Origin of the sequence: Pelagibius marinus (genome assembly GCF_014925385.1) — a bacterium.
Classification (GTDB): domain Bacteria; phylum Pseudomonadota; class Alphaproteobacteria; order Kiloniellales; family Kiloniellaceae; genus Pelagibius; species Pelagibius marinus.
Genome location: NZ_JACSDK010000020.1, coordinates 92,339 through 114,426 on the forward strand (window position 1 = coordinate 92,339; position 22,088 = coordinate 114,426).

At 66.2% G+C, this 22,088-nt stretch carries 22 protein-coding genes; 9 read left to right on the top strand and 13 right to left on the bottom strand.

Annotation, left to right across the window (positions count from 1 at the left end):
• Positions 1-36: 36 nt before the first annotated feature.
• From H7X47_RS24440 to H7X47_RS24470, 7 genes are all read right to left on the bottom strand, one after another.
• Positions 37-2,130 carry a hypothetical protein gene (locus tag H7X47_RS24440; protein ID WP_193371394.1) on the bottom strand — a complete coding sequence of 698 codons (2,094 nt, stop codon included), beginning with the start codon at positions 2,128-2,130 and terminating at the stop codon, positions 37-39.
• A 344-nt stretch (positions 2,131-2,474) separates the two neighbouring features.
• The gene (locus H7X47_RS24445) at positions 2,475-4,334 is read right to left on the bottom strand and encodes a hypothetical protein (RefSeq protein ID WP_193371395.1); all 1,860 of its coding nucleotides are present in this window, start codon (positions 4,332-4,334) and stop codon (positions 2,475-2,477) included.
• Between the two features lie 271 nt (positions 4,335-4,605).
• Positions 4,606-6,207 (bottom strand): hypothetical protein, encoded by a 1,602-nt coding sequence (locus H7X47_RS24450; RefSeq protein ID WP_193371396.1) that lies wholly within the window; start codon positions 6,205-6,207, stop codon positions 4,606-4,608.
• Between the two features lie 1,080 nt (positions 6,208-7,287).
• A complete protein-coding gene (locus tag H7X47_RS24455; RefSeq protein WP_193371397.1) occupies positions 7,288-8,166 on the bottom strand; it encodes a pirin family protein in 879 nt (292 codons plus the stop codon).
• A 30-nt stretch (positions 8,167-8,196) separates the two neighbouring features.
• Positions 8,197-8,529, bottom strand: a complete 333-nt coding sequence (locus H7X47_RS24460; RefSeq protein ID WP_193371398.1) for a hypothetical protein — start codon at positions 8,527-8,529, stop codon at positions 8,197-8,199.
• A 39-nt stretch (positions 8,530-8,568) separates the two neighbouring features.
• The gene (locus tag H7X47_RS24465; protein ID WP_193371399.1) at positions 8,569-9,384 is read right to left on the bottom strand and encodes a competence/damage-inducible protein A; all 816 of its coding nucleotides are present in this window, start codon (positions 9,382-9,384) and stop codon (positions 8,569-8,571) included.
• A gap of 5 nt (positions 9,385-9,389) precedes the next feature.
• Entirely contained in the window at positions 9,390-9,929 is a 540-nt protein-coding gene (locus tag H7X47_RS24470; protein ID WP_193371400.1) for a hypothetical protein, read from the bottom strand.
• Positions 9,930-10,079: 150 nt separating this feature from the next.
• On the opposite strand from H7X47_RS24470, the gene sfsA reads away from it, so the two are divergent.
• Positions 10,080-10,793, top strand: a complete 714-nt coding sequence (sfsA, locus tag H7X47_RS24475; RefSeq protein WP_193371401.1) for a DNA/RNA nuclease SfsA — start codon at positions 10,080-10,082, stop codon at positions 10,791-10,793.
• Positions 10,794-10,903: 110 nt separating this feature from the next.
• A complete protein-coding gene (map, locus tag H7X47_RS24480) occupies positions 10,904-11,728 on the top strand; it encodes a type I methionyl aminopeptidase (protein WP_193371402.1) in 825 nt (274 codons plus the stop codon).
• 44 nt (positions 11,729-11,772) lie between these two features.
• Here the strand turns inward: map and H7X47_RS24485 are convergent, their stop codons facing one another.
• The 4 genes from H7X47_RS24485 to H7X47_RS24500 all read right to left on the bottom strand — a co-directional run bounded on the left by H7X47_RS24485 (position 11,773) and on the right by H7X47_RS24500 (position 14,418).
• Entirely contained in the window at positions 11,773-12,063 is a 291-nt protein-coding gene (locus H7X47_RS24485) for a Dabb family protein (RefSeq protein ID WP_193371403.1), read from the bottom strand.
• 201 nt (positions 12,064-12,264) lie between these two features.
• The gene (locus H7X47_RS24490) at positions 12,265-13,284 is read right to left on the bottom strand and encodes a chymotrypsin family serine protease (protein WP_193371404.1); all 1,020 of its coding nucleotides are present in this window, start codon (positions 13,282-13,284) and stop codon (positions 12,265-12,267) included.
• Positions 13,285-13,369: 85 nt separating this feature from the next.
• Positions 13,370-13,591, bottom strand: a complete 222-nt coding sequence (locus H7X47_RS24495) for a hypothetical protein (RefSeq protein ID WP_193371405.1) — start codon at positions 13,589-13,591, stop codon at positions 13,370-13,372.
• Positions 13,592-14,202: 611 nt separating this feature from the next.
• On the bottom strand, positions 14,203-14,418 hold the full coding sequence (locus H7X47_RS24500) for a hypothetical protein (protein ID WP_193371406.1): 216 nt from the start codon (positions 14,416-14,418) through the stop codon (positions 14,203-14,205).
• 193 nt (positions 14,419-14,611) lie between these two features.
• Between H7X47_RS24500 and radC the strand changes: the two genes are divergently transcribed.
• Both radC and purB read left to right on the top strand, forming a co-directional pair.
• On the top strand, positions 14,612-15,304 hold the full coding sequence (radC, locus tag H7X47_RS24505; RefSeq protein WP_319633681.1) for a RadC family protein: 693 nt from the start codon (positions 14,612-14,614) through the stop codon (positions 15,302-15,304).
• 132 nt (positions 15,305-15,436) lie between these two features.
• Positions 15,437-16,756: an adenylosuccinate lyase gene (gene purB, locus H7X47_RS24510; RefSeq protein WP_193371407.1), complete on the top strand. Its 1,320-nt coding sequence runs from the start codon at positions 15,437-15,439 to the stop codon at positions 16,754-16,756.
• A 220-nt stretch (positions 16,757-16,976) separates the two neighbouring features.
• On the opposite strand, the gene H7X47_RS24515 is transcribed toward purB, so the two are convergent.
• The gene (locus H7X47_RS24515) at positions 16,977-17,300 is read right to left on the bottom strand and encodes a DUF1476 domain-containing protein (RefSeq protein WP_193371408.1); all 324 of its coding nucleotides are present in this window, start codon (positions 17,298-17,300) and stop codon (positions 16,977-16,979) included.
• Positions 17,301-17,537: 237 nt separating this feature from the next.
• On the opposite strand from H7X47_RS24515, the gene H7X47_RS24520 reads away from it, so the two are divergent.
• The 5 genes from H7X47_RS24520 (at position 17,538) to H7X47_RS24540 (ending at position 21,185) form a co-directional block, all read left to right on the top strand.
• Positions 17,538-18,332: an NRDE family protein gene (locus H7X47_RS24520; RefSeq protein ID WP_193371409.1), complete on the top strand. Its 795-nt coding sequence runs from the start codon at positions 17,538-17,540 to the stop codon at positions 18,330-18,332.
• A gap of 236 nt (positions 18,333-18,568) precedes the next feature.
• Entirely contained in the window at positions 18,569-19,330 is a 762-nt protein-coding gene (purC, locus tag H7X47_RS24525) for a phosphoribosylaminoimidazolesuccinocarboxamide synthase (protein ID WP_193371410.1), read from the top strand.
• A gap of 143 nt (positions 19,331-19,473) precedes the next feature.
• Positions 19,474-20,055 (top strand): lipid-binding SYLF domain-containing protein, encoded by a 582-nt coding sequence (locus H7X47_RS24530; RefSeq protein WP_193371411.1) that lies wholly within the window; start codon positions 19,474-19,476, stop codon positions 20,053-20,055.
• Positions 20,056-20,151: 96 nt separating this feature from the next.
• Positions 20,152-20,706, top strand: a complete 555-nt coding sequence (locus H7X47_RS24535; RefSeq protein ID WP_193371412.1) for a lipid-binding SYLF domain-containing protein — start codon at positions 20,152-20,154, stop codon at positions 20,704-20,706.
• A gap of 5 nt (positions 20,707-20,711) precedes the next feature.
• On the top strand, positions 20,712-21,185 hold the full coding sequence (locus H7X47_RS24540) for a methyltransferase family protein (protein WP_193371413.1): 474 nt from the start codon (positions 20,712-20,714) through the stop codon (positions 21,183-21,185).
• Here H7X47_RS24540 and H7X47_RS24545 read toward each other — a convergent pair.
• Positions 21,169-22,080 (bottom strand): DMT family transporter, encoded by a 912-nt coding sequence (locus H7X47_RS24545; RefSeq protein ID WP_193371414.1) that lies wholly within the window; start codon positions 22,078-22,080, stop codon positions 21,169-21,171. The two genes, H7X47_RS24540 and H7X47_RS24545, sit on opposite strands and share 17 nt — an antisense overlap.
• Between the last annotated feature and the right edge of the window lie 8 nt (positions 22,081-22,088).

Consider the following 22,088-nt stretch of genomic DNA (forward strand, 5'->3'; position numbering starts at 1 on the left):
TCTCGGCCTGCGGTCTCACCGCCCGCCGCCGCACCCCTAGTTCATCGCACCGGGCACGACGATCACCGCCGTCGCCGGCTTGGACGGAGCCTTCTCCTGCTGCCTGGCCGCGACCAGCGGAATGCGGAAGTCGGAGGTCTCGCAGGCCGCCGGCCCCTGCCCCAGCGGGCAGACCCGAAGCCGCCAAGCGCGGGCGCCGGTCAGGGCGGCCAGGGGGAAGCCGGCGTTCTTACCCTTCATCTGCTTGGGCAGCTGCGCCGAGTTGACCTGCGTGGCCTTGCCGCCGGCCTTGCGGAAGAAGGTCAGCTTGTAGGTCTGCATCGGCTTGCCGCCCGACAGGCGGATCTCGCCGTCGCGGATCCGGCCCTTGGGCGCCAGGATGGCCAGGTCCGGGCGGATGGCCAGCTGGCCCACAGCCGCCGGGGCATCCTGCTGCGCGGCCAGCGGGTCCTTCTGTTCGGGTGCGAGTTCACCCTGGCCGCCGGCAACGGCCCGGTTTACCACGATCTTCTGACAGACAAATTTCTCGGCCTGCTCGACCGTCTTCACCAAATGGCCGTGCTGATTAAAGAACTTCAGGGTGAAGAGCATCGTCTGCTTCTTCTGGCCCGCCGCATTCCAGACGAGGCTATGCTCGCCGTCGTAGTTGTGACCCCAGTTGGCCTCCAGCTCGACATCGTGCTCGGCCACCTGCGAGGCGCCGGCATAGAGGATGGCCTTGCCCGTCAGGGGCTGGTCGTCGCTCGTGACTTGGCCGTGCAGACGCGCCTTCTCCGGGCAGACCCAGCCGGGCAGCTTCTTCTGGCCTTGGGTCGTGATCGACAGGGCCACCGACTTGGGCAGGATGTCGTTGCTCGCCAGCTCGTTGATGGCGTTGCCGCCGGCGACCTGAGGCTTTCTGCACAGGAAGCTCGTGCGCTCCTCGATCTGGTCAACGGTATCGCCGGCGAGGTTGAGGACGACCATGCGGTAGAGAACGCTCTGCTTGACGGCATTGTTGCCTTCCCAGGACAGCGAGTGTTCACCTTGCACAACGATGTGGTTACCGTCCTCAGCCTGGAACTGCTCCAAGACCTTGGGCTTGCCGTCGACCGAAATCGCCACGACGCCCTTTACCTTGCCTCGCCCTTTCATCACACCCGCGAACTTCACCGTGGTGGGGCAAATGCGGTTGTTCTTCACAACGCCTCCGGGCATTGCGTAGGCTTCCAGGGCCACGGCCTTGGGCGGCAGCACCGTTGCTATATCCTGCAGCGGCTCACTGCAATCCGCCTGAAACTCGGCCCAGTTCGACATGAGGGCATGGCTTGTGCCGATCATCCGGACCTTGCCGGACTGCTGACTGCCCTTGGCCAAGGGAAACGCATGCAGGAAGTTCACAAAGCCGCTGCCGTCCGTTGTGACCGTCTTGATATCGCTCTGCTCACCCTTGAGGCTGTGATAACGGAACTTCACCTGGGTGTTGGGATTCTGCGTCACGATCGTACCCGAAAGCTGCAGCTCGCAGGCGCCGGTCAAGTTGTTGGTTTCTGCCGTGTGAGCAACGAGCACGGCATCCTTGATCGCAGTCGTCACAGGATCCAGGCTGGCGTCGCGCTTGCAGGTGATGCCGATTGTGTAGGGGGCGTTCACCAGCTGTGGCGACGGCTCTATGCTGCCGAGGCCTGAAAGATCGGCTTCGACCTGGCCCCCGAGCCCGATGGCAAGAGTGCGGTCCTTATCGAATATCTCGCTGTTCTTCTTACCCTCGCCGCGCAGCTTGTCGGCGTGATTGTTGCACGCCGCAACCATGAAGTCGGCATAGTGCTGGCGCGGAATCATGAAATCGAAGGTTTCAGTGACCGACTTCGGCCCTGGCGCCTCGTAGCTTCTTGATATTCCGCTATCCTTGAAATGGTCCCAAGACACTGACAGTGGACCGATGATGTATCCCAGCCTCGGGAAAGCCTCGAAGCTCTTGACCCTGCCGCTGATCCCGCCGTCGAGCTCGATCTTGATTGTACCGGTGATATGCTGGCTGGCATTGGTGACCTGGGTGTATTGGCTGCCGTTGCTCTCGACGGTAATCACCGGAGCATTGCTCGACAGGAGTTGGGCCCGGGCGATATCGGCGGAGGCGGGCCCCGACATCAGTGAGGCCGCCAAAACACCCGCAGCAAAAATGCCCCGTCTGACGGCGGCGCTGCTACAAGAACTGGCCATGGTTCGCTTCCTATTGATCAATCACTTGGGGGTGGATGGCGACTGCGGGAGGCATTCAACTGTTAGTCGTTCCGAGGGAAAAGCGGTTCAAAGGGGTATCTGGTTCTTCTGACTCTCGCCCGATATGAGGACCCGATCAGCTTCCTGGCGGACGAGAACCAAGCAAGGAAGAGCGGCGGGAAGAGCGGCCGCCTTCGCCGCCGGCTCTCCCCCGCTGAAGCGGGAGGCGCCGCCGCGGCTGGCCCCTTCGTGCCTGCTAACGACCAGGGGTTTCAGTTTGGGTTGTCCACACCCGGGATGATGAACACTTTGGTGCTCGGCGGCTGCTGCGGCTTCGTCTGCGGCTGCGGCTGCGGCTGCTGGGTGCCGGTCGTCTTCGCCCCTCCGATTTCAAACTTGGACTTCGCGCAGAAGCGGTTCGGTTGTCCGGCGGGCTCCTTGCGGCAGACGTAAAGGAGCCAGCGACGGCTGCCGGCGAGGGCCGCCAGCGGGAAGCTCGCCTGCGAGCCCGTCATCCGCCTGGGAAGCTGGGGCGACTTCTCTTCCTGGTATTGGTTCGGGGCCACGCCGCGCATGAACGTCAGCACGTAGGTATCCCCCGGCTTGGCGCCCGAGAGGCGGATCTGGCCTCGGCGGGTCCGGCCCTTGGGTGCCAGGATGGCCAGGTTCGGGTGGATCGCCAAGTCGCCCACAGCCACCTGGGCGTTCTGCTGCGCGGCCTGCGGGCTCTGGCCCCACTGCTGGTTGCCGGTCGTCAAACCGCCGGGACCACCCTGGACGGCGCCGGTGACTTGCGGCTTCCTGCACTCGAAGTTCACCGACTTCTCCATGGTCTCCAGGATCTTGGCGCCCCCGGCATCGACGATATCCATGCGGTAGTCGACGCTCTGTTTTCCGGTCTGGTTGCCCTCCCAGGACAGCGCGTGCTCGCCCTGGACGACGATGTCCTTGCCGTCTTTGGCCTGGAACTGCTCCTGCACCTTGAGCTTGCCGTCGGCGCGGATGATCACGAAGCCGGAGGCTTCGCCACGGCCCTTGAGCACACCCCAGACCTTCGCCTTGGCCGGGCAGTTGCGTCCGTCGTGCACGACGTTGTCGGCGGTGGCATAGGCCTCAACGGACACGGCCTTGGGCGGCAGAACCGTCTTGATGTCGTCGACCTGCTCGCTGCAGTCGGACTCGAAGGTCGCCCAGTTGGAAAAGAAGGGATGGCTTTGGCCGACCATGCGGATCTTGCCGCTCTTGTGCTTGGCGCTGATCGGGAACTTGTGCTTGAAGGTGGTGTTGGCTTCACCGGACGTGGTGACCGTCTTGAGGTCGCTGACGTTACCCTTGTCGTCGACATAGACGAACCTCACCTCGGTGTTCGGGTCCCTGGTGATGACCGAGCCGTTGAGCTCCAACTCGCAGGTGCCGCGGAGATCCTTCGGCCCCGCCTTGGCCTGCATGTAGGCCCCTTCGACCTGCGGCGCTGCGACCGGGTCGAGCGCGTCATCGCGCTTGCAGGTGACGCTGAGGGTGTAGAGCGGACCGATCGCGACCGGCGGCGGGTTGACCCGCTCCGGACCGGTCAACTCCGCATCGACGGTGCCCTCGACGGCAAAGGCGACGGTGCGGTTCTTGGAGAAGATCTCGCTGTTCTTCTTGCCCTGGCTGCGCAGCTTGTCGGCGTGGATGTTGCAGACCGCAACCACTAAGTCAGCGTATTCCTGACGCTTGATCTCGAAATTGAAGCTCTCGGTGACCGACTTCGGCCGCGGCACCGAGTAGCTCTTCGAGTAGCCGCTGTCCTTGAAGTGCTCCCAGGACTTGGCCAAGTTTGTACCCTTGAGCGGGCCGAGCATCGGCCAGGCCTCGAAGCTCTTGACCCGTCCCGTCACCTCAGCGTCGATCTTGACCTGGATCTCGCCGATGATGCTCTGGCTGGAATTGGTAACGTGGGTGTATTCGCTGCCGTTGTTCTCGACGATGATCGTCGGCACGTTGGTCGACACGACATCCGCCGACTCGGTATCGGCAAGCGCCGGCCAGGCCGTGCAAACCGCGCCCAGAGCGCCGGCGAAGACAGCAGCCTTAGCAAAATAAGAACGGTTTTGGCGGCAGCGCGCTGCGCTGAGAAGGTCACCAGACATGGCACGGTTCCTGTTCTTGCAGAATGAATGGACCCGGCCGCAAAGCCGGGGCGTCAGGCTTTAGTCGGGGAGCGCGCCACCGGGGTTCAAAACGACAGGGTGAATTCCGCAAGGGAACTACGCCCAATGGCTGCCAGAATGAAGCCGTGAAACCGCACAAGCACGATGCAGCTTTGCGGGGGAATAGGGGATCAGGAATTAACCAATTGATATATATGGGAGATGGGAGCGCGGCGGGCGGCCGCAGTTGCCGCCGCCCGCCGCGGTACCCCTAGTTTGCGATGCCGGGGATGACGACCACCGCGGCCGCCGGGTTGGAGGGCGCCTTGTCCTGCTTGGCGCCGGCCAGCGGGATGCGGAAGTCGGAGGTCTTGCAGGCCGCCGGCCCCTGCCCCAGCGGGCAGACCCGAAGCTGCCAGGCGCGCCCGCCGGTCAGGGCGGCCAGCGGGAAGCTGGCGTTCATGCCCTTCATCTGCTTGGGCAGCTGGGCGGCGCTGACCTGGGTGGTCTTGCCGCCGGACTTGCGGAAGAAGGTCAGCTTGTAGGTCTGCGTCGGCTTGCCGCCGGACAGGCGGATCTCGCCTTTGCGCACCCGGCCCTTCGGCGCCATGATCGACAGCGGCAGGGCCTGCGGCTGGACCAGCATGCCGGTCGCGGTCTGCTGCGAGGCCTGGCCCGGCTGCGTGGTGCCGATCTCGCCGCCGCCGGCAGCGAGACCCGACGTCGAGACCTTCTCGCAGGCGAAGTTCTCCGTCTTCTCCACGGTCTTCACCAGGTGGCCGTGCTGGTTGATGAACTTCAGGGTGAAGTTCATGGTCTGCTCGGTCTTCGCCGTGTTCCAGGAGAACTCGTGCTCGGCGTCGTAGTTGTGGCCCCAGTTGGCCTCCAGCTCGACGTCGTGCTCGGCGAGGAGGGAGCCGCTGGCGTAGAGCACGGCCGTGCCCGTCAAGGGCTGGTCGTCGCTCGTCACGTTGCCGTGCAGACGCACTCTCTCCGGGCAGATCCATCCGGGCAGCTTCTTCTGGCCCAGGGTGGACAGCGACAGGGTAACGGACTTCGGCAGGTTGTCGTTGCTGGCAATGCCGCCCGGCGCGTTGTCGAACTGGGCGTTTACCTCCGGCTCCTTGCACTCGAAGTTAGCCGCGGCCTCGATGTGATCGACCAGATCGCCGACCGCGTTGGTGACGTTCATGCGGTAGGGCACGTTCTGCTGGCCGGTCTGATTGCCCTCCCAGGACAGCGTGTGCTCGCCCTGGATGACGATCTGCTGGCCGTCTTCGGCCTCGTACTGCTTCAGCACCTTCAGCTTGTTGTCGGCAAAGATCGCGACGGCGCCGGAGGCGTCACCACGCCCCTGAAGGATACCCCAGATCTTCACCGTGGTCGGGCAGACGCGGCCGCGGTACAGGATCGTGTCGGCGGTGGCGATGCCTTCCAGGTGCGTCGCCTTGGGCGGCAGAACAGCCGCAAGGTCCTGTGCCGACGAGCCGCAATCAACCTCGTAGTCCCGCCAGGGGGAGCTGAAATTCTCTCCGACGCCGATGATGCGGACCTGCCCGCTCTTCGTGCCGCCGGCAGGCAGAGAATAGTCGAAGGCGTACTGCCCGAAACCATTGCTGTCGGTGATAACCGACTTCACGTCACTTTTCTGGCCGTCGTTGCTTTCGAAACGGAACTTGACGTGGTCTTCCGGCTCCACCGTTTCGAGGCCTACCTGCAGGTTCATCGAACAGGCACCACTCAGGCTGTCATGCCCCTTGACGATGAGATTGGCCGCCTTCACGTGCGGCACATTGCGCGTCGGCCCATTGTCGACGGTCGGCAGACGTGCCGGCCCGGGTTCGCGCTTACAGATCACCGTTACCTTGTGCATAAAACTCCAGCCCCCACCCCCAAGAGCTGCCGTACGATTCTGGCCGGGGCCGGTTATGTCGTACTCCAAGGCAGGAAAGAATCCGATCTCCAGCGGACGATCCTGAGAGAAGATCTCCTGATTTGACATGCCACCCTTGCGCAGGTCGGCGGCCTGGTTTTCGCAGTAAGTCACCAGATGGCTGCCATAGGCGGGAGCGGGAATGCCGAGGGCCACGACTTCTTCAATCGATTTCGGACGGTCCCCCAATGGGAAAGCTTTCGAGAAGCCAAACCCAGGAAACGCGACCCAGTCCGATCCTTCAGCGCGGAACTTCAGCCACACTTTGTAGCTCTTGACTCTGCCTAAGGTCTCAGCATCCAGGCTCACAGTCGCGTCGGCCCCAATGAACTGCGTATGGCTTGCCGGCTGCGTATAGTGCTCGCCGTCGCTCTGGATCTCGATGGTCTTCGGCAACAAGTTGCTCAGAGTAACGCCTGCTTGATCCGCCATGGCGGTTCCCGTAGCCAGACAGCCGGCAAGAGTCGTCGCGGCTGCGAAGCCGCGCCTGAAGGACCGGCGAGCGAAAAGCCGCTCAAAGCCATGGTTCTGGCAGCCCGCAGGGCCGCAGACTTCTAAGTAAGACATTTTCGGTTTCCTCAAATAAACAGGATGGGGCCCAGCCGCCCGGCCTCGCCCTTCCCCCTTGGGTCGCCAGCTTGCGGAATAAGGTTCAAAAAGGCGATGCGCCGATGCGAAACCAAATGCGGGTCAAGGCCCCTTCGTCTTCAACAAGCGCGGGAATACAGGCAAACCGCACCACACTGAACCCGAGAAACCGCACAAGGAAAATGCAGCATTGCGGGCTTTAGGGACCAATCGGCCAAAAACCAAAGAAACTCGAGTGAGACGGGCGGCCGTAGTCGCCGCCTCCGGCCGCCCGTCAGCGGAGCGGCACGGAGGAAACGCGCGCCGCTCCACAAGTGCCACCGGCGTCGCGTTGCGGGCCGATGACGTCTTTATGTCGCGGCGCCCCAACCCCGGGTTCAATACCCAAGTGATTTTTCTTGTCGCTGTCCGGCGCGGCGCGCCGAGGCCTTCTCAGTCTTCCGGCAGGGGCATGACGTCGTCGTCGCCGGGCACCGGCGCGAAGCGCCCTTCCCGCCAGTCCGCCTTGGCCTGCTCGATCAGCGCCGGATCGGAGGCGACGAAGTTCCACCAGATATGGCGCTTGCCCTCCAGCGGGGCGCCGCCCAGCAGCATGAGCCGGCTGGCCGGCCCGGCGGTGAGCGCTACCGCCGCCCCTTCCTTCAGGACCGCCATGGTGGCGGGGCCAAAGTCGGCGCCGCCCAGGGTGACGCCGCCGCTGACCACGTAGACCGCGCGCTCGGCATGGTCGTCCGGCAGTTCCAGCCGCGCCCCGGCGTCCAGCTCGGCGTGCAGATAGAAGAGGTCGGAGAAGGCCGGCACCGGCGAGACCTCGCCGTAGGCGCGCCCGGCCAGCAGGCGCAGCCGGCTGCCGGCCCCTTCGATGAGCGGCAGGTCCTCCAGCGGGTGGTGGGAAAAGTCCGGCGCTCCCTGTTCCTCGGCCAACGGCAGGGCGACCCAGGACTGCATGCCGTGCAGCCGCGTCTCCCGCTCCCGCTCGATCTCGCCGCTGCGCTCCGAATGGACGATGCCGCGCCCGGCGGTCATGAGGTTCACCGCGCCGGGGCGTATTTCCTGCATATTGCCCAGGCTGTCGCGATGCAGGATCTCGCCGTCGAAGAGGTAGGTGACGGTGGCCAGGCCGATGTGCGGATGGGGGCGCACGTCGATGCCCTCGCCCGGCGGCAATGCCGTGGGGCCGAACTCGTCGAGGAAGATGAAGGGCCCCACCATGCGGCGCTTGGCGAAGGGCAGGATGCGCTTCACGCCGAAGCCGCCGAGATCGCGCGCGCGCGGTTCGATCAGAAGTTCGACAGGACTATTCTCGCTCATGGTCGCCCTCCATGCTTTTCCGCGGCGGGCTCAACGCGTGGTCTTCAGTAGCCAGGCCTCCCGCAGGGCGAAGGCCGCCGGCACCACCGCCAGGGTCATCAGCAGCCAGCCGGACCGCAGCGCGCCCAGATGACGCTCGATGATCGAGGTGGCGTAGAACTCGTCGATCACCGGCCGGCCCCAGCTCTCGTAGGACAGGGCCGCCACGCCCCAGACGCCCAGGCAGGCGGCACTGGCGGCCAGCGCGGCCAGGCGGATGAGGGAGCGGGCCAAGTCGGCGCTGCCCATGGCCAAGACATAGACCGTCATCGCCGTAAAGAACAGAAGGGGCAGCAGCTCCAGGGGTCCGATGTCCGCGCTCACGGCCGCCGCTCCGGAACACGCGCCCGGCCCGGCACGCGCTCAGGCGCGCTGCTGGGACGCCGATGCATTTCCGGGGGCCTCCTCCCAAACTCCCTCGACGCCGAGGCTCAGGAGCATGGCGTCCAGCGCCGCGGCGGCCGCGGCAAGTTCGCTCTCCTCGGTCGAGCGCAGCACCAGGCGGGTCCCGAAGACGCCGTCACGGTTGAAGGGGTAGCTGCCGATCTCGACGTCGGGGTGGCTGTCCTGCACGGCGGCAAGGCCGTCGGAGACGAAGCTCTCGCCCAGTTCCACCTTCACCGTGCGCGAGCGCAGCGGCTTGCCGCCCACCAGGCTGTGTTTCAGGCTGTTGAACATGGCCTGCATCACGGCGGGGATGCCGGCCATGACAAAGACGTTCTCCACCCGAAAGCCGGGCGCCTTGCTCACCGGGTTCTCGATCAAGCTCGCGCCCTCGGGCGTGCGCGCCATGCGCAGCCGCGCCTCGGTCAGCTGCCCCGGCGGATAGTGCGCTTCCAGGATGGCGCGGGCCTCGGGATTGACGATGAGCGGCAGGCCGAAAGCCTTGGCCACGCAGTCGGCGGTGATGTCGTCGTGGGTCGGCCCGATGCCCCCGGTGGTGAAGACGTAGTCGAAACGCCCGCGCACCTGGTTCAGGGTGTCGATGATCACGGTCTCGACATCGGGGATGACCCGCACCTCCATCAGGCGGACGCCAAGCTCGTTCAACCCCTGGCCGATGTAGGCGAGGTTCTTGTCCTGGGTCCGCCCGGAGAGGATCTCGTTGCCGATGATGAGCAGGCAGGCCGTGACCGCCCTTCCCGCTTTGGGCTCCCCCGGCGCGGCCTTAGGGGACATGAGCGTCAGAATTCCAGGCGCGGCAGCACGGTGTCGGCCCGCGCGTAGCCCTTGGATTCCATGCAGGAGGACATCAGCGAGGCGCGCCGGTTGCGCAGGTCGAACTCGTCGACCCGCTGCTGCAGCGGCGCATAGCGCGAGTCGTTCGACAGCGTGCCGATGCCCGCGTTGCGGTCGTCGAGGTACTGCGCGTCACGGCGCGTCTGGCCCAGGGCGTAGCGGTAGCAATCCTCGACGTCGGCGCGGTAGGCCTCTTCGTCCTTAGGCGACTGCACGGCCCAGGTGGTCCCGTCCGGCCCTTCGATGACCACCGGCTCGCCCCCCGACGGGGTCTTGTTCGCGGTCTCCGGCAGCGGCTCGCCCGGCGCCGGCTGCACGCCGGGGCTCGAGGGCTGGTCCGGATCGGGCGGCGGCAAGGCCGTACCGCTCTGCGCCGCCGGGCTCGCGGACCCGCCGGAACCGCCGGTTTCCGCCGCGCAGGCCGCCAGCAGCAGGCCCGCCGCGGCAACGACGGAGATGGTCTTCAAACAGGGGTACACAAACATAGGGCAATTCCTTGGGAGAGCAGCCGTCGCAGAGCGCTGGAACAAGGTTAATGCATTGCAGACTGGCGTTCCCGACGTCAAGTTGCAAGCTTATGGCGACTCGGCCGGCCGGGCCGCCGCCCTTTCAAGACCCGGAAATAGCTTCCTTCCATGCAGTTTCCAGATCCCCTGATCCGCGGCCGCCTGCAGCGGCGCTACAAACGCTTTCTCTCCGACGTCACCCTCGACGACGGCAGCGAGGTGGTGGCCCACTGCGCCAACCCCGGCTCCATGCTGGGCCTGGCCGAGCCGGGCGCGCCGGTCTGGCTCTCGCCTTCGCGCAACCCGGCGCGCAAGCTGAAGTACTCCTGGGAGCTGGTAGAGGTACCAAGCGACGGCGGTTCGGCCTTGGTCGGCATCAACACCGGCCGCGCCAACGCCCTGGTCGCCGAGGGGCTGGAGGCCGGCAAGGTGCCGGAACTCGCCGGCTACGCCGAACGCCGCGCCGAGGTCCGCTACGGCGCCAACAGCCGCGTCGACTTCCTGCTGGAGGCCCCCGAGCGTCCCGCCTGCTATGTCGAGGTCAAGAGCGTGACCCTGAAGCGCCAGCCGGGCCTGGCCGAGTTCCCCGATGCGGTGACCGCCCGCGGCACCAAGCACCTGGGCGAATTGGCGGAGATGGTCCGCCAGGGCCAGCGGGCGGTACTGTTCTTCCTGGCCCAGCGCGGCGACTGCGACCGGGTGGCCCCGGCCGCGGATATCGACCCGGCCTACGCCGAGGCCCTGGACCGGGCCCTGGCCGCTGGGGTTGAAATCCTATGTTATCAATGCAACCTGTCTCCTGCGGGCATCACATTGGACGAACGCCTGCCGCTGGCGCTATAAGCAGGCAAGTTCACAACGCTTGCCGCAGCGATGTGGCGCGGTGCGCCGCCTGGAAATCCGGGCTAGAGTGCCTAAATAGTACGGCAGCGAAGGGCAGAGGGCCGAAGGTAATGAAGCAAGGTTACAGTGCAGAGCGCGTTAGCCCCTCCGAGGGCGGTTACGTCATCCACGACGAAGCCGGTTTCGAAGGTATGCGCCGCGCCGGGCGCCTGGCGGCCGAGACGCTGGATATGATCACCCCGGAAGTGAAGCCGGGCGTGACCACGGAATATCTGAACAAGCTGTGCCACGACTACATCGTGGCCGCCGAGGCCGTTCCCGCCCCGCTGAACTACCGCGGCTTCCCGAAGTCGGTCTGCACCTCGGTGAACCATGTCGTCTGCCACGGCATCCCCAGCGAGGACAAGCGCCTGGAGAACGGCGACATCATCAACATCGACGTCACCGTCATCGTCGACGGCTGGCACGGCGACACCAGTCGTATGTTCTTCGTCGGCGAGCCCAAGATCAAGGCGCGCCGCCTGGTCGAGGTGACCTACGAGTCCATGATGCGCGGCATCGAGGTGGTGAAGCCCGGCGCCACCCTGGGCGACATCGGCCACGCCATCCAGTCCTTCGCCGAGAAGCAGCGCTTCTCCGTGGTCACCGATTTCTGCGGCCACGGCCTGGGCCAGGTCTTCCACGACGCGCCCAGCGTGCTGCACTACGGACGCGCGGGCACCGGGGTGCCGCTGCGCGAGGGCATGTTCTTCACCATCGAGCCGATGATCAACGCCGGTCGCCCGGAAGTGAAGATCCTGCAGGACGGCTGGACCGCGGTGACCCGCGACATGAAGCTTTCGGCCCAGTTCGAGCACTCGATCGGCGTCACCGCCACGGGCTACGAGATCTTCACCCTCTCCCCCAAAGGCTGGCATCAGCCGCCCTATACCTGAGCGCAGGAGCCTGCAGTCGGGTGCAGCTGAAGGACGCTGGCCGGTCAGCCGGCCAGGAAGTCCGCCGCGATCCGCATGTCCCGCAGGGGGCGGACCACGTCGATGGATTTCTTGTAGAGGGGATGCGCCTTGTAGGCGGCTAGCTGGGCCTCGTCCTCGAACTCTCCGTAGACGATGAAGTCCGGCCCGCCCGGGCTGACGTGGTCACTGCCGAAGTTGCGGCCGATCTCAAGGTGGCGGCTGTCCGGGATCTCCAGCAGCAGCTTCAGCCCCTCGTAGATCGTTTCCCGGTCTTCGGGGTTCTTGGCGGTGAAGAAAACGATGTGACGGATCATCTGTGGGCGCCTGCCGGGACTCTGTTTGCAGCGGAATCGGCCGCCAGTCTGGCAAGCGCGCATCACCCGGTCAAACGGCTCCCCCGCCGGCCCTTTGTTTGCCCTCTCCCCTTGAGGGAGCGGGAGGGTGAGGGGGGCGGCGCAGCCGGCTGCGCGAAGCAGCCCGACAGCGGCACCACAGCCCCCTCACCCGGCTTTGTCTCAGGCGATCTCGACCCGCAGCAGCGAGCGCACGTGCTGGATCTGGTTGAGGATCGTCACCTGCGGCGAACCGGCGAACAGCAGCCCGACGGCGAAGTTGTCGCGGTCGGCCACCAGCGATCCGGAGTCACCGCCCGCCGACATCGGCGTGGTGAGGATCTGGTCGCGGAAGCGGGCCACCTTGCCGCCGCCGTAGTTCACGTCGACGGTGGTGTTCACCGCGGTGATGCGTCCCGTCGTGTAGTTGGTGGTGCGTCCGGTCTTTTGCAGCACCGTACCCACCTGCACCTGCGCGCGGGGGCGCCAGCCGCGCAGATGGCCAACCCAGTGAATCTCCCGCTTCAGGTCATGGAACTGGCCTTCGGCCACCGCCGCGTCGATCAGGTTGCGGTGCAGGGGCCGCGGTACCGGCGGATCGAAGGTGATGGGAATGAAGCGGCTGAGCGCCGCGATGCGGTCACTCGGGTCGACGCCGCCGTCGAAGGGGCCCGGCTGCAGGATGGCATCGCCCGGGGTGGCGTTGTTGGAGTTGGCCAGCACGTGGTTGTTGGACAGGATGTAGTAGTGCTGCGGCATGCCCACTGGATTGCCGGGCGTGCCCACCATGTCGTATACACAGGTGCCGATGGTCCCCGCCGTGATGTTGCGGTGGCCGACGCTGTAGCCGCCGGAGGCCGGGCGTGCGCGCCGGGCCAGCAGCTCGATGCTGACTTCGATGGGTTCCGCCTGGCCGGCGAAGGGTTCGCCGATGGCCAGCACGTCGGTCTGCATCTCGCCGATCTTCTTGGGGATCATGTCGTTGGGGCCGAGTTCCTCCTTGTCGACCTTCTGCGAGACCAGCGCCAGCAGGGCCGGCTTGCCGGTCGGCTCGCCGTTGCTCCACTTCACGCCGTAGCCCATGCCGACGACGTTAGCCGGCGTCTTCTCGGGCTTGAGGAACTCTTCGACCTTGGCAGCACTGGCTTTCTGGACCTTCTGAGCTTCCTCAGGGTCCAGCATCATCTTCTGTACTTCCATCATGATCATTTCTCCCGGATGGGCACGGCTCTGCCGTCCCGGCACTCGCACAGCCCCGCACGCGGCGGCGGTCGAGTGAGGCCGGGGCCTACTGCGCCGTGATTTCGCCGATTTCCTCGACGTCGAGCGGACAGCCCTCCAGCTCCCTCGGCAGGACCTGGTCTTGCTGCAACTCGGATTCCGGAACCTTCTTGGAGACCATGACCTTGATCACCGGCCGGCCCGCACGCTTGCCGATCGCAACGGCATTGACGTTGGGATAAGCGAGCAGGGCGTCTTCGTGTTTTCTCAGCACGGCTTCGATATCCACGCGCATCTCCTCCGCTGTCTTGGCCGGGCCCAACCCGTACCCGGTCGTCGTGGCAGGCTATCATGGCCGGTGATCGGCCGTCGTGAAGGTCCCGCCTCCGGCTCGACGCCAAAGGGGTGAGGCTGTTCATGGCCGCGCTACTGCGCGTCGCTTCATTGTCGTGGAAGGGGCCGCGGGGGGCGGCTCCCGCCTACCTGCTGCTCGCTACCTGCTGTTCCGTTACTCCTGCAAGATCGAAGGCGCCGCCAATTCGTGACGGTCTTCGATCAGGCATCGTCGTCCGGAGGTCCTTGCGCTCTGCGCGACGCCGCGCAAACCGGCGAGGTCAAGCTCATGCGTTTGTGGCGACCGTGGTGGACGACTGACAAAACGCTCTTTGCGGTCATAAGCAGTTGAGCCGACGCTACGCCCACGCCGAAAGCTTGTCCATCGGTCGCCAGTTGAAAAGCTGGGCTAAATCGGGGTGTGTGCCGGGCACAATGGGATAGTTGCGGCGGGAAGATCGCGGCACGGCAATTGGCCACTGCGCCACTCGCGCCAAAGGCCGGTCGCGGCGCCCGGGAGGCGCTTGCAATCGGGAGCGCCGTTCAGTGAAACGACGCCGCCGCAGTTCAGCCGACTTCGAGGCCCCGCACCGCGTGCTCGGCCGCGATCTCGGGCCGCAGGCCCTTCTCGTGCGCCGCACGCCAGTTGTAGTTGGTGGCCGTCAGCTCGTAGCCGAGGATCGCCAGTTCGCACTCCGCCCAACTCATCCAATCGTTAAAGGCATCGGTCGGCGTAGTGGGGGCGGCGCGTACCGGAAAGGCGATCACATTGGCATCGGACATGGCGAATCCCTTGATGGCGTAGACCTTGACGAAGTTACCAGGGCGACTCTCAACAGACCAATTATAGCGGCCGAGATGGTTAACAAATTACTATCCCTGGGACCTCCTGATCCTCCGGTTGAAGGACTCGGCGTCCTGATCTCTAATTACGACGCAGAGGATTCCGGCGGCGGCGAGAGGCGGCAGGCGACAGGTGAGCGAGCAAGGCAGCGGCAAGCCCCACTATCACGGCCATCGCGAGCGCCTGCGTGAGCGCCTGCTGACGCGCGGCGGCGACAGCCTCTCCGACTACGAGATCCTGGAGTTCCTGCTGTTCAGCGCCAAGCCGCGCGGCGACACCAAGCCGCTGGCCAAGGCCCTGCTGGCGCAGTTCGGCACCTTGTCGCGGGTACTGACGGCGGAGGCCGAGGCGCTGGCGCGGGTGCCGGGCATGGGCCGCGCCTCGATCGCCGCCCTGAAGATCGTGCCCCAAGCCGCCGAGCGCCTGGCCCGCGAGGAGGCCATGAGCGGCGACGTCATCTCCTCCTGGGACAAGCTGCTGGCCTACTGCCGCCTGACCATGGCCCACCAGCCGGTCGAGCAGTTCCGCCTGCTGTTCCTCGACAAGCGCAACCGCCTCATCGCCGACGAGGTGCAGCAGCAGGGCACCATCGACCACACGCCGGTCTACACCCGCGAGGTGGTGAAGCGGGCCCTGGAGCTGGGCGCGGCCGCCCTCATCCTGGTGCACAACCACCCCTCGGGCGAGGCCGAGCCCTCGGCCGCCGACATCGCCATGACCGAGCAGCTGGTCAGCGCCTCGGAGAAGCTGGGCATCGTCATCCACGACCACCTGGTCATCGGCCGCGCCGGCCACGCCAGCTTCCGGGCGCTGGGGCTGCTGTAGGAGCACCTGAAAGGCCCGATTTCCGGGCCAATTCCGTGGGGTTTTGAGGGTGCCGGCGGCGTTGCCGCCACGGCCCTCCGCCGCTATAACAGGGCCTTTCCCGGCCCCACCTCACTTCAGGAAGTTTTTCGCATGATCCCGCGCTACAGCCGCCCCGAAATGACCGCCATCTGGGAGCCGGAGAACAAGTTCCGCATCTGGTTCGAGATCGAGGCCCATGCCTGCGACGCCCAGGCCGAGCTGGGGGTCATCCCCAAGGAGGCCGCCAAGGCGGTGTGGGAGCGCGGCGCCTTCGAGGTGGCGCGCATCGACGAGATCGAGCGCGAGACCAAGCACGACGTCATCGCCTTCCTGACCAACCTAGCCGAGCACGTCGGCGAGGAAGCCCGCTTCGTGCACCAGGGCATGACCTCCTCCGACGTGCTGGACACCTGCCTGGCCGTGCAACTCACCCAGGCCAGCGACCTCCTGCTGGCCGACATCGACCGGGTGCTGGCGGCGCTGAAGACCCGCGCCTTCGAATTCAAGGACGCGGTCTGCCTGGGGCGCAGCCACGGCATCCATGCCGAGCCCACCACCTTCGGCGTGAAGCTGGCCGGCCACTACGCTGCCTTCTCGCGCTGCCGGTCGCGGCTGGAGGCGGCGCGCGCGGAGATCGCCACCTGCGCCATCTCCGGCGCCGTCGGCACCTTCGCCAACATCGATCCCTTCGTGGAGGAATACGTCGCCAAGAAGCTGGGCCTGACGCCGGAGCCGGTCTCGACCCAGGTCATCCCGCGCGACCGCCACGCCGCCTTCTTCGCGGCGCTGGGCATTGTCGCCTCCTCCATCGAGAACCTGGCCACCGAGATCCGCCACCTGCAGCGCACCGAGGTGCGCGAGGCCGAGGAATACTTCGCACCCGGCCAGAAGGGCTCCTCGGCCATGCCGCACAAGCGCAACCCTGTCCTGACCGAGAACCTGACGGGCCTGGCCCGCGTGGTGCGCGCCGCCGTGGTGCCGGCCCTGGAGAACGTGACCCTGTGGCACGAGCGCGACATCTCCCACTCCTCGGTGGAGCGCATGTTCGGCCCCGACGCCACGGTGACCCTGGACTTCGCCCTCAACCGCCTGGCCGGCGTCATCGAGAAGCTGCTGGTCTACCCGGAGACCATGCAGAAGAACCTCGACCAGCTGGGCGGCCTGGTGCATTCCCAGCGCGTGCTGCTGGCGCTGACCCAGGCCGGCATCAGCCGCGAGGACGCCTACCGCCTGGTCCAGCGCAACGCCATGAAGGTCTGGGGCGGCGAAGGCGACTTCCTGGAGCTCCTGAAGGCCGATCCGGAGATCGCCGGCAAGATCGCCGAGGACAAGCTCGCCGCCTGCTTCGACCCGAGCTACCACACCAAGCACGTGGACACGATCTTCGCCCGCGTCTTCGGCAAGGACGCAGCGGCCAAGGCGGTGGCTTGATCTGGGAAGCGGCCCGGGCCTCGCCCTTCGAGACGGCGGCCTAGAAACACCAAAAAGGGGCCGCCTCCTCAGGATGAGGCCCTCTTCCCTATCCTCATCCTGAGGAGCGCGCGATGCGCGCGTCTCGAAGGATGAATGGAACCGGTTGGGCCCAGGCAAAGCAAAACGGGCCGCCCCCAAGGGGCGGCCCGCTGCTTTTAATCCGGCGTGCCGGAGACGCTTATTCTGTCATGATCTGCTGCTTGGCCTCGGTCAGCAGCTCGTCCATGCGGTGGCGCAGGCGGTGCTCGCTGAAGTCGACGCCCTTGGCCTCGATGTCGGCCATGACCTTGCGCACCACGTCGTCAATGCCCGGCTCGTCAAGGTCGGAGGCGACGACATCCTTGGCGTAGCTCTCCACCGCTTCGCCTTCCAGGCCGAAGAGCTCCCGCGCAACCCACTGGCCCAGCAGCTTGTTGCGCCGGACCTCGGTGCGGAACTGCAGGTCCTGGTCGTGCTTGTACTTGTCCTCGAAAGCCTTTTCGCGTTCGTTGAATGTCGACATCGGTCGATAGGTCTCCTGAGGTGGCCCCCTTTGTAGCCCCGGGAACGCCTCCCGGGGAACGGCGTAGCCGACCCTTCACATAGCGGTTATGCTCGGCTGCCTGCGGCAGTAGCGGTTCAACAAGGGGGTTATAGCGTCCTTCGCGGCTGCGATAAACCTCTGCCTTGGGGGTTTCTGTGGGTTTCCCTGCCCCGAGCGTCCATCAACCGTCCCTCTGAGCGATCCCCCCCCCGAGATATGTGCACCCTCGTCATCCTGCGCCGCCCCTGGCATCCCTGGCCCCTGCTGTTGGCGGCCAACCGCGACGAAATGGTCGACCGGCCCTGGGCGGCCCCCGGCCGGCACTGGCCGGACCGCCCGGAGGTGGTCGCCGGGCTGGACCGCACCGCCGGCGGCTCCTGGCTGGGCCTCAACGATCACGGCGTGGTGGCCGCCATCCTCAACCGGCGCTCCTCCCTCGGCCCCGCCCCGGGCAAGCGCAGCCGCGGCGAGCTGGTGCTGGAGGCCCTGGACCACGCCGACGCCGTCCAGGCCGCCGAGGCCCTGGCCGAGCTGAACCCCGCCGCCTACCGCAGCTTCAACATGGTGGTCGCCGACAACCGCGACGCCTACTGGCTGCGCAACCTGGGCACGCCGGAGGCCAGGGTCATCGAGCTGCGCCCCCTGCCCGAGGGCCTGTCCATGCTTACCGCCTACGACCTCAACGACCGCGCGAGCCCGCGCATCGCCCGTCATCTGCCGGCCTTTGAGGCGGCCGCCGCGCCCGACCCGGAGGCGGTGGGCTCCCCGGGCGGCGACTGGACCGCCTGGCAGGAAATCCTGGCCCGCGGCGAGGCCGGCTCCGAGGCCGCCATGACGGTCGAGCGGGGCGGATTCCAGACCGTCTCCTCCTCGCTGCTCGCCCTCCCGGCGGCCGCGCCGGCGCCCGGCAAGCTCCCCGTCCGGCCGGTCTGGCTCTTCGCGCCCGGGCGCCCCGACCGCCACGGCTACGCCCCCCTGGACGGCCTGGCGGCGCCTGCCGGGGACTCTTGAAATTTCATATATTACAGTATGTTATGACAATTCTTGAGGGGACGGCGGGCGTCATTGTTTTGCCCCCCTTCTCCTGCTATATGACGTAGACCCAAAGCCTTCGGGGGCCGCAATCCGCCCAGAGCTGCAGGGAAAAGAACGCGCAGGCGATCGACCGAAAACTGCGTGATGGGAAATAAATCCCACCCCAGATGCACGCCGCCCCACCCGGGCGGCCTCACTTTCAGGTGCAAGAGATGCGACGCAGACAGATCTACGAAGGAAAGGCCAAGGTCCTCTTCGAAGGGCCGGAGCCGGGCACGCTCGTCCAGTACTTCAAGGACGACGCCACCGCCTTCAACAACCAGAAGAAGGGTGTGATCACCGGCAAGGGCGTGCTCAACAACCGCATCTCGGAATACCTGATGACGCGGCTGGAGAGCATCGGCGTGCCGACCCACTTCGTGCGCCGGCTCAACATGCGCGAGCAGTTGGTGCGTGAGGTCGAGATCATTCCCCTCGAGATCGTGGTGCGCAACGTCGCCGCCGGCTCCATGGTCAAGCGCCTGGGACTGGAGGAAGGCGCGCCGCTGCCGCGCTCCATCGTCGAGTACTACTACAAGAACGACGAGCTGGGCGATCCCATGGTCTCCGAAGAGCACGTGACCGCCTTCGGCTGGGCCAACACCCAGGACCTCGACGAGATGCTGCAGTACGCCCTGCGCATCAACGACTTCCTCTGCGGCCTTTTCCTCGGTGTGGGCCTGCGCCTGGTCGACTTCAAGCTGGAGTTCGGCCGCCTGTGGGAAGACGAGGAAATGCGCATCGTCCTGGCCGACGAGATCAGCCCGGACTCCTGCCGCCTGTGGGACGTCGCCACCAATGAGAAGCTGGACAAGGACCGCTTCCGCCGCGACATGGGCGGTGTCGAGGAGGCCTACCAGGAGGTCGCCCGCCGTCTCGGCGTGCTGCCGGAGGCCGGCCCCGTCGACATGAAGGGCCCCCGCCTCCTTCAGTAGGGTCATTTGCCAAATGGCTGTGCTGCGGTAAGCAGGCAGGGCGGCGGCCGAAATGGCGGCCTTCTTCTTCGCACTACGCGTGACTGCTGGAACTGCGGTAGAATAGCCGGCGTTGAGGTTGCCAATCTGACCAGGAGAATTCGATGCCCTTCCGCTTTCCGGTGATTCGCGTTTCGGCGTTTCTGGCCGTCCTGGCGGTCATCGCCACCGCCGCCTTCACGACCACACCTGCAGGCGCTCAGGAAGAGCACACGGCAGCCACGATCGAGAGGGACTCGCGCGAGGCCCTGGCGCTGCTCAAGAAGAACTCCGCCCCTGCCGACAAGATCGCCGAGGATGCCGCCGGCATCCTGGTGTTCCCGAAAATCCTGAAGGGCGGCCTGATCATCGGCGGCCAGTACGGCGAGGGCGCCCTGTTCCAGAATGACACGGTCAAGCAGTACTACAGCACCGCCGCCGCCTCCTTCGGCCTGCAGGCCGGCCTGACGACCTTCGGTTATGCCGTCTTTTTCATGAACGAGAAAAGCCTCAGCTATCTCGACAACAGTGACGGCTGGGAAATCGGTACCGCCCCGAACGTGGTGGTCGTCGAGTCCGGCGCTGCGGCCTCGCTGACCACGACCTCGGGCCGGAAGGACATCTACGTCTTCTTCTTCGACCAGAAGGGCCTGATGGCGGGTCTGACCATCGAAGGCACCAAGATCACCGAGATCAACCCGGACTGAGCCGTCCGGCCGCACCACTTTCCTTCTTCACAGTGCCTTCCGGCACACTGTAGAGTTGCAACCTCACTCGCAACCGGTGCCTCGGAGGAGTGATCAATGTTCATCCGCGTGCTGACCGCCCTGGCCTTCTGTGCCGCCATTGCGACTGTCGGCCAAACTACATCCGCGCAGGCCGAAGACGCCGCCACGATCGAAAGCAAATCCCGCGCGGCCTTGCAGTCCTTGGTGAAAAAATCCGAAGACGCCGCGCTTTTGAAGAAGGACACCCTTGGCATCCTCGTGTTCCCGGAGGTCCTGAAAGGCGGCCTGATCGTTGGCGGCCTTTATGGCGAAGGGGCGCTCTTGAAAAGCGACAAGGCGACGGGCTACTACGAAACCGTCGCCGCCTCCATCGGGTTGCAGGCCGGCATTCAGAAGTTCGGCTACGCCGTCTTCTTCATGAACGAGAAGGCGATGGGCTACCTGGACGAAAGCGAAGGCTGGGAGATCGGCTCGGCGCCCTCGCTGGTGGTGGTCGACAAGGGCATCGCGGGCAAGTTCACCACGACCTCGGCCAGGGAAAGCATCTACGTGTTCTACTTTGACCAGAAGGGCCTGATGGGCGGCCTCGGGATCGAAGGCACGAAGATCTCCAAGATAACCCCCGAATAGGCAGGATGGGACCGCACGATACGGCGGGCGTGATCGCGCCGCCGCCTGTCATCTATCTCGCCGGCCTGGCCCTAGGCCTCGGCGCCGACCGGCTGCTGGACCTGCCGACATTGCCGGAGCGCGACGCCAGTGGCGGGCTGTGGCTGGGCCTGACCTTCGGCGGCTGCGGCCTGCTGCTGATCCTCTGGGCCGGGGGGCGCTTCATCGGCGCCGGCACGCCGCTGCCGCCGCACCGCCCGACCACCGCCCTGGTGACCGAAGGGCCCTACCGCCGCAGCCGCAACCCCATCTACCTGGGCATGGCGCTGATCTATCTGGGCGTGGTCTGCGCCACCGCCAGCCTGGGCGTTCTGCTGTTCTTCCCGCTGGTCATCCTGGTCATGGAGTTCGGCGTCATCCGCCGCGAGGAACGCTACCTGGAGCGCAAGTTCGGCCGCGACTACCTGGACTACAAGGCCCGCGTCAGGCGCTGGCTTTAGCGCTCTGCGGGCGCGCGCTGCGGCGCGCGAAGGCGACGATCAGCCCCGCCACCACGGCGGCGAGGCCGGCCAGCGTCAGCCAGCCCAGCTGCTCGTCCAGGAAAGCGCTGCCCAGCGCCGCCGCGGTCACCGGCCCCAGCGACAGGAAGACCGTGACCTGGGTCGGCGGCAGGCGGCCCAGGGCCCAGAGCCAGCAGAAGAAAGCGCCGCCGCTGGACAGGCCGATGAAGATGACGGCGGCCCAGGGGCCGGGGCCGAGGCGTGGGATACTGTCCAGCGCGCCTTCGGGCAGCGCCAGGAAGACCAGGAAGAAGACCGAGGCGAGCATGGCCAGGGTGCTGACCGGCAGCGTGGGGTAGCGCTCGAGGTAAGGCCGGTAGAGTACCGAGCAGACGGCGCCGGTCAGCGCCGCGCCCAGCACCGCGGCGATGCCCAGCCACTCGCCCTGCCCTGCCCGCGAAATCGCGAGCTTGTCGAGTACCGCCAGGCCGACGCCGGCGAAGGAGATCGCCACGCCCGCGGTCTTGGCGAGAGTCAGGCGCTCACGCCCCAGGGCGGCGGCCAGCAGCATGGTCATCAGCGGGAAGGTGGCGAAGAGCAGCACCGCGCGCGCCGAGGAGATGTAGAGCAGGCCGAAGTTCAGCAGGAAGACGAGGACGCCGAACTGTCCGATGCCCAGGGCGGCCACCGCGGCCAGATCCGCCCGGCGAAAACGCACCCGCGGCGCCGACCACAGGAAGGGCAGCAGGCAGGCCGCGCCGATGGCGTAGCGCAGCATGGCCAGCGTGGCCGGACCGACCTCCGCGACCACCGCGCGCGAGGCGACGGTGGCGGCGCCGACCTGCAGGCCGACGGCCGCGGCGGCCAGAATCGCGGGCCAGGCGCGACCGCTCATCGGCGGGG

Bases quoted from the DNA above. Each gene is read 5' to 3' on its own strand.
- H7X47_RS24440 (WP_193371394.1), bottom strand. From the start codon at position 2,130: ATGTCGGGGCCCGCCTCCGCCGATATCGCCCGGGCCCAACTCCTGTCG.
- H7X47_RS24445 (WP_193371395.1), bottom strand. From the start codon at position 4,334: ATGTCTGGTGACCTTCTCAGCGCAGCGCGCTGCCGCCAAAACCGTTCT.
- H7X47_RS24450 (WP_193371396.1), bottom strand. From the start codon at position 6,207: ATGCACAAGGTAACGGTGATCTGTAAGCGCGAACCCGGGCCGGCACGT.
- H7X47_RS24455 (WP_193371397.1), bottom strand. From the start codon at position 8,166: ATGAGCGAGAATAGTCCTGTCGAACTTCTGATCGAACCGCGCGCGCGC.
- H7X47_RS24465 (WP_193371399.1), bottom strand. From the start codon at position 9,384: ATGTCCCCTAAGGCCGCGCCGGGGGAGCCCAAAGCGGGAAGGGCGGTC.
- H7X47_RS24470 (WP_193371400.1), bottom strand. From the start codon at position 9,929: ATGTTTGTGTACCCCTGTTTGAAGACCATCTCCGTCGTTGCCGCGGCG.
- sfsA (WP_193371401.1), top strand. From the start codon at position 10,080: ATGCAGTTTCCAGATCCCCTGATCCGCGGCCGCCTGCAGCGGCGCTAC.
- map (WP_193371402.1), top strand. From the start codon at position 10,904: ATGAAGCAAGGTTACAGTGCAGAGCGCGTTAGCCCCTCCGAGGGCGGT.
- H7X47_RS24485 (WP_193371403.1), bottom strand. From the start codon at position 12,063: ATGATCCGTCACATCGTTTTCTTCACCGCCAAGAACCCCGAAGACCGG.
- H7X47_RS24490 (WP_193371404.1), bottom strand. From the start codon at position 13,284: ATGATGGAAGTACAGAAGATGATGCTGGACCCTGAGGAAGCTCAGAAG.
- H7X47_RS24500 (WP_193371406.1), bottom strand. From the start codon at position 14,418: ATGTCCGATGCCAATGTGATCGCCTTTCCGGTACGCGCCGCCCCCACT.
- purB (WP_193371407.1), top strand. From the start codon at position 15,437: ATGATCCCGCGCTACAGCCGCCCCGAAATGACCGCCATCTGGGAGCCG.
- H7X47_RS24515 (WP_193371408.1), bottom strand. From the start codon at position 17,300: ATGTCGACATTCAACGAACGCGAAAAGGCTTTCGAGGACAAGTACAAG.
- H7X47_RS24520 (WP_193371409.1), top strand. From the start codon at position 17,538: ATGTGCACCCTCGTCATCCTGCGCCGCCCCTGGCATCCCTGGCCCCTG.
- purC (WP_193371410.1), top strand. From the start codon at position 18,569: ATGCGACGCAGACAGATCTACGAAGGAAAGGCCAAGGTCCTCTTCGAA.
- H7X47_RS24530 (WP_193371411.1), top strand. From the start codon at position 19,474: ATGCCCTTCCGCTTTCCGGTGATTCGCGTTTCGGCGTTTCTGGCCGTC.
- H7X47_RS24535 (WP_193371412.1), top strand. From the start codon at position 20,152: ATGTTCATCCGCGTGCTGACCGCCCTGGCCTTCTGTGCCGCCATTGCG.
- H7X47_RS24540 (WP_193371413.1), top strand. From the start codon at position 20,712: ATGGGACCGCACGATACGGCGGGCGTGATCGCGCCGCCGCCTGTCATC.
- H7X47_RS24545 (WP_193371414.1), bottom strand. From the start codon at position 22,080: ATGAGCGGTCGCGCCTGGCCCGCGATTCTGGCCGCCGCGGCCGTCGGC.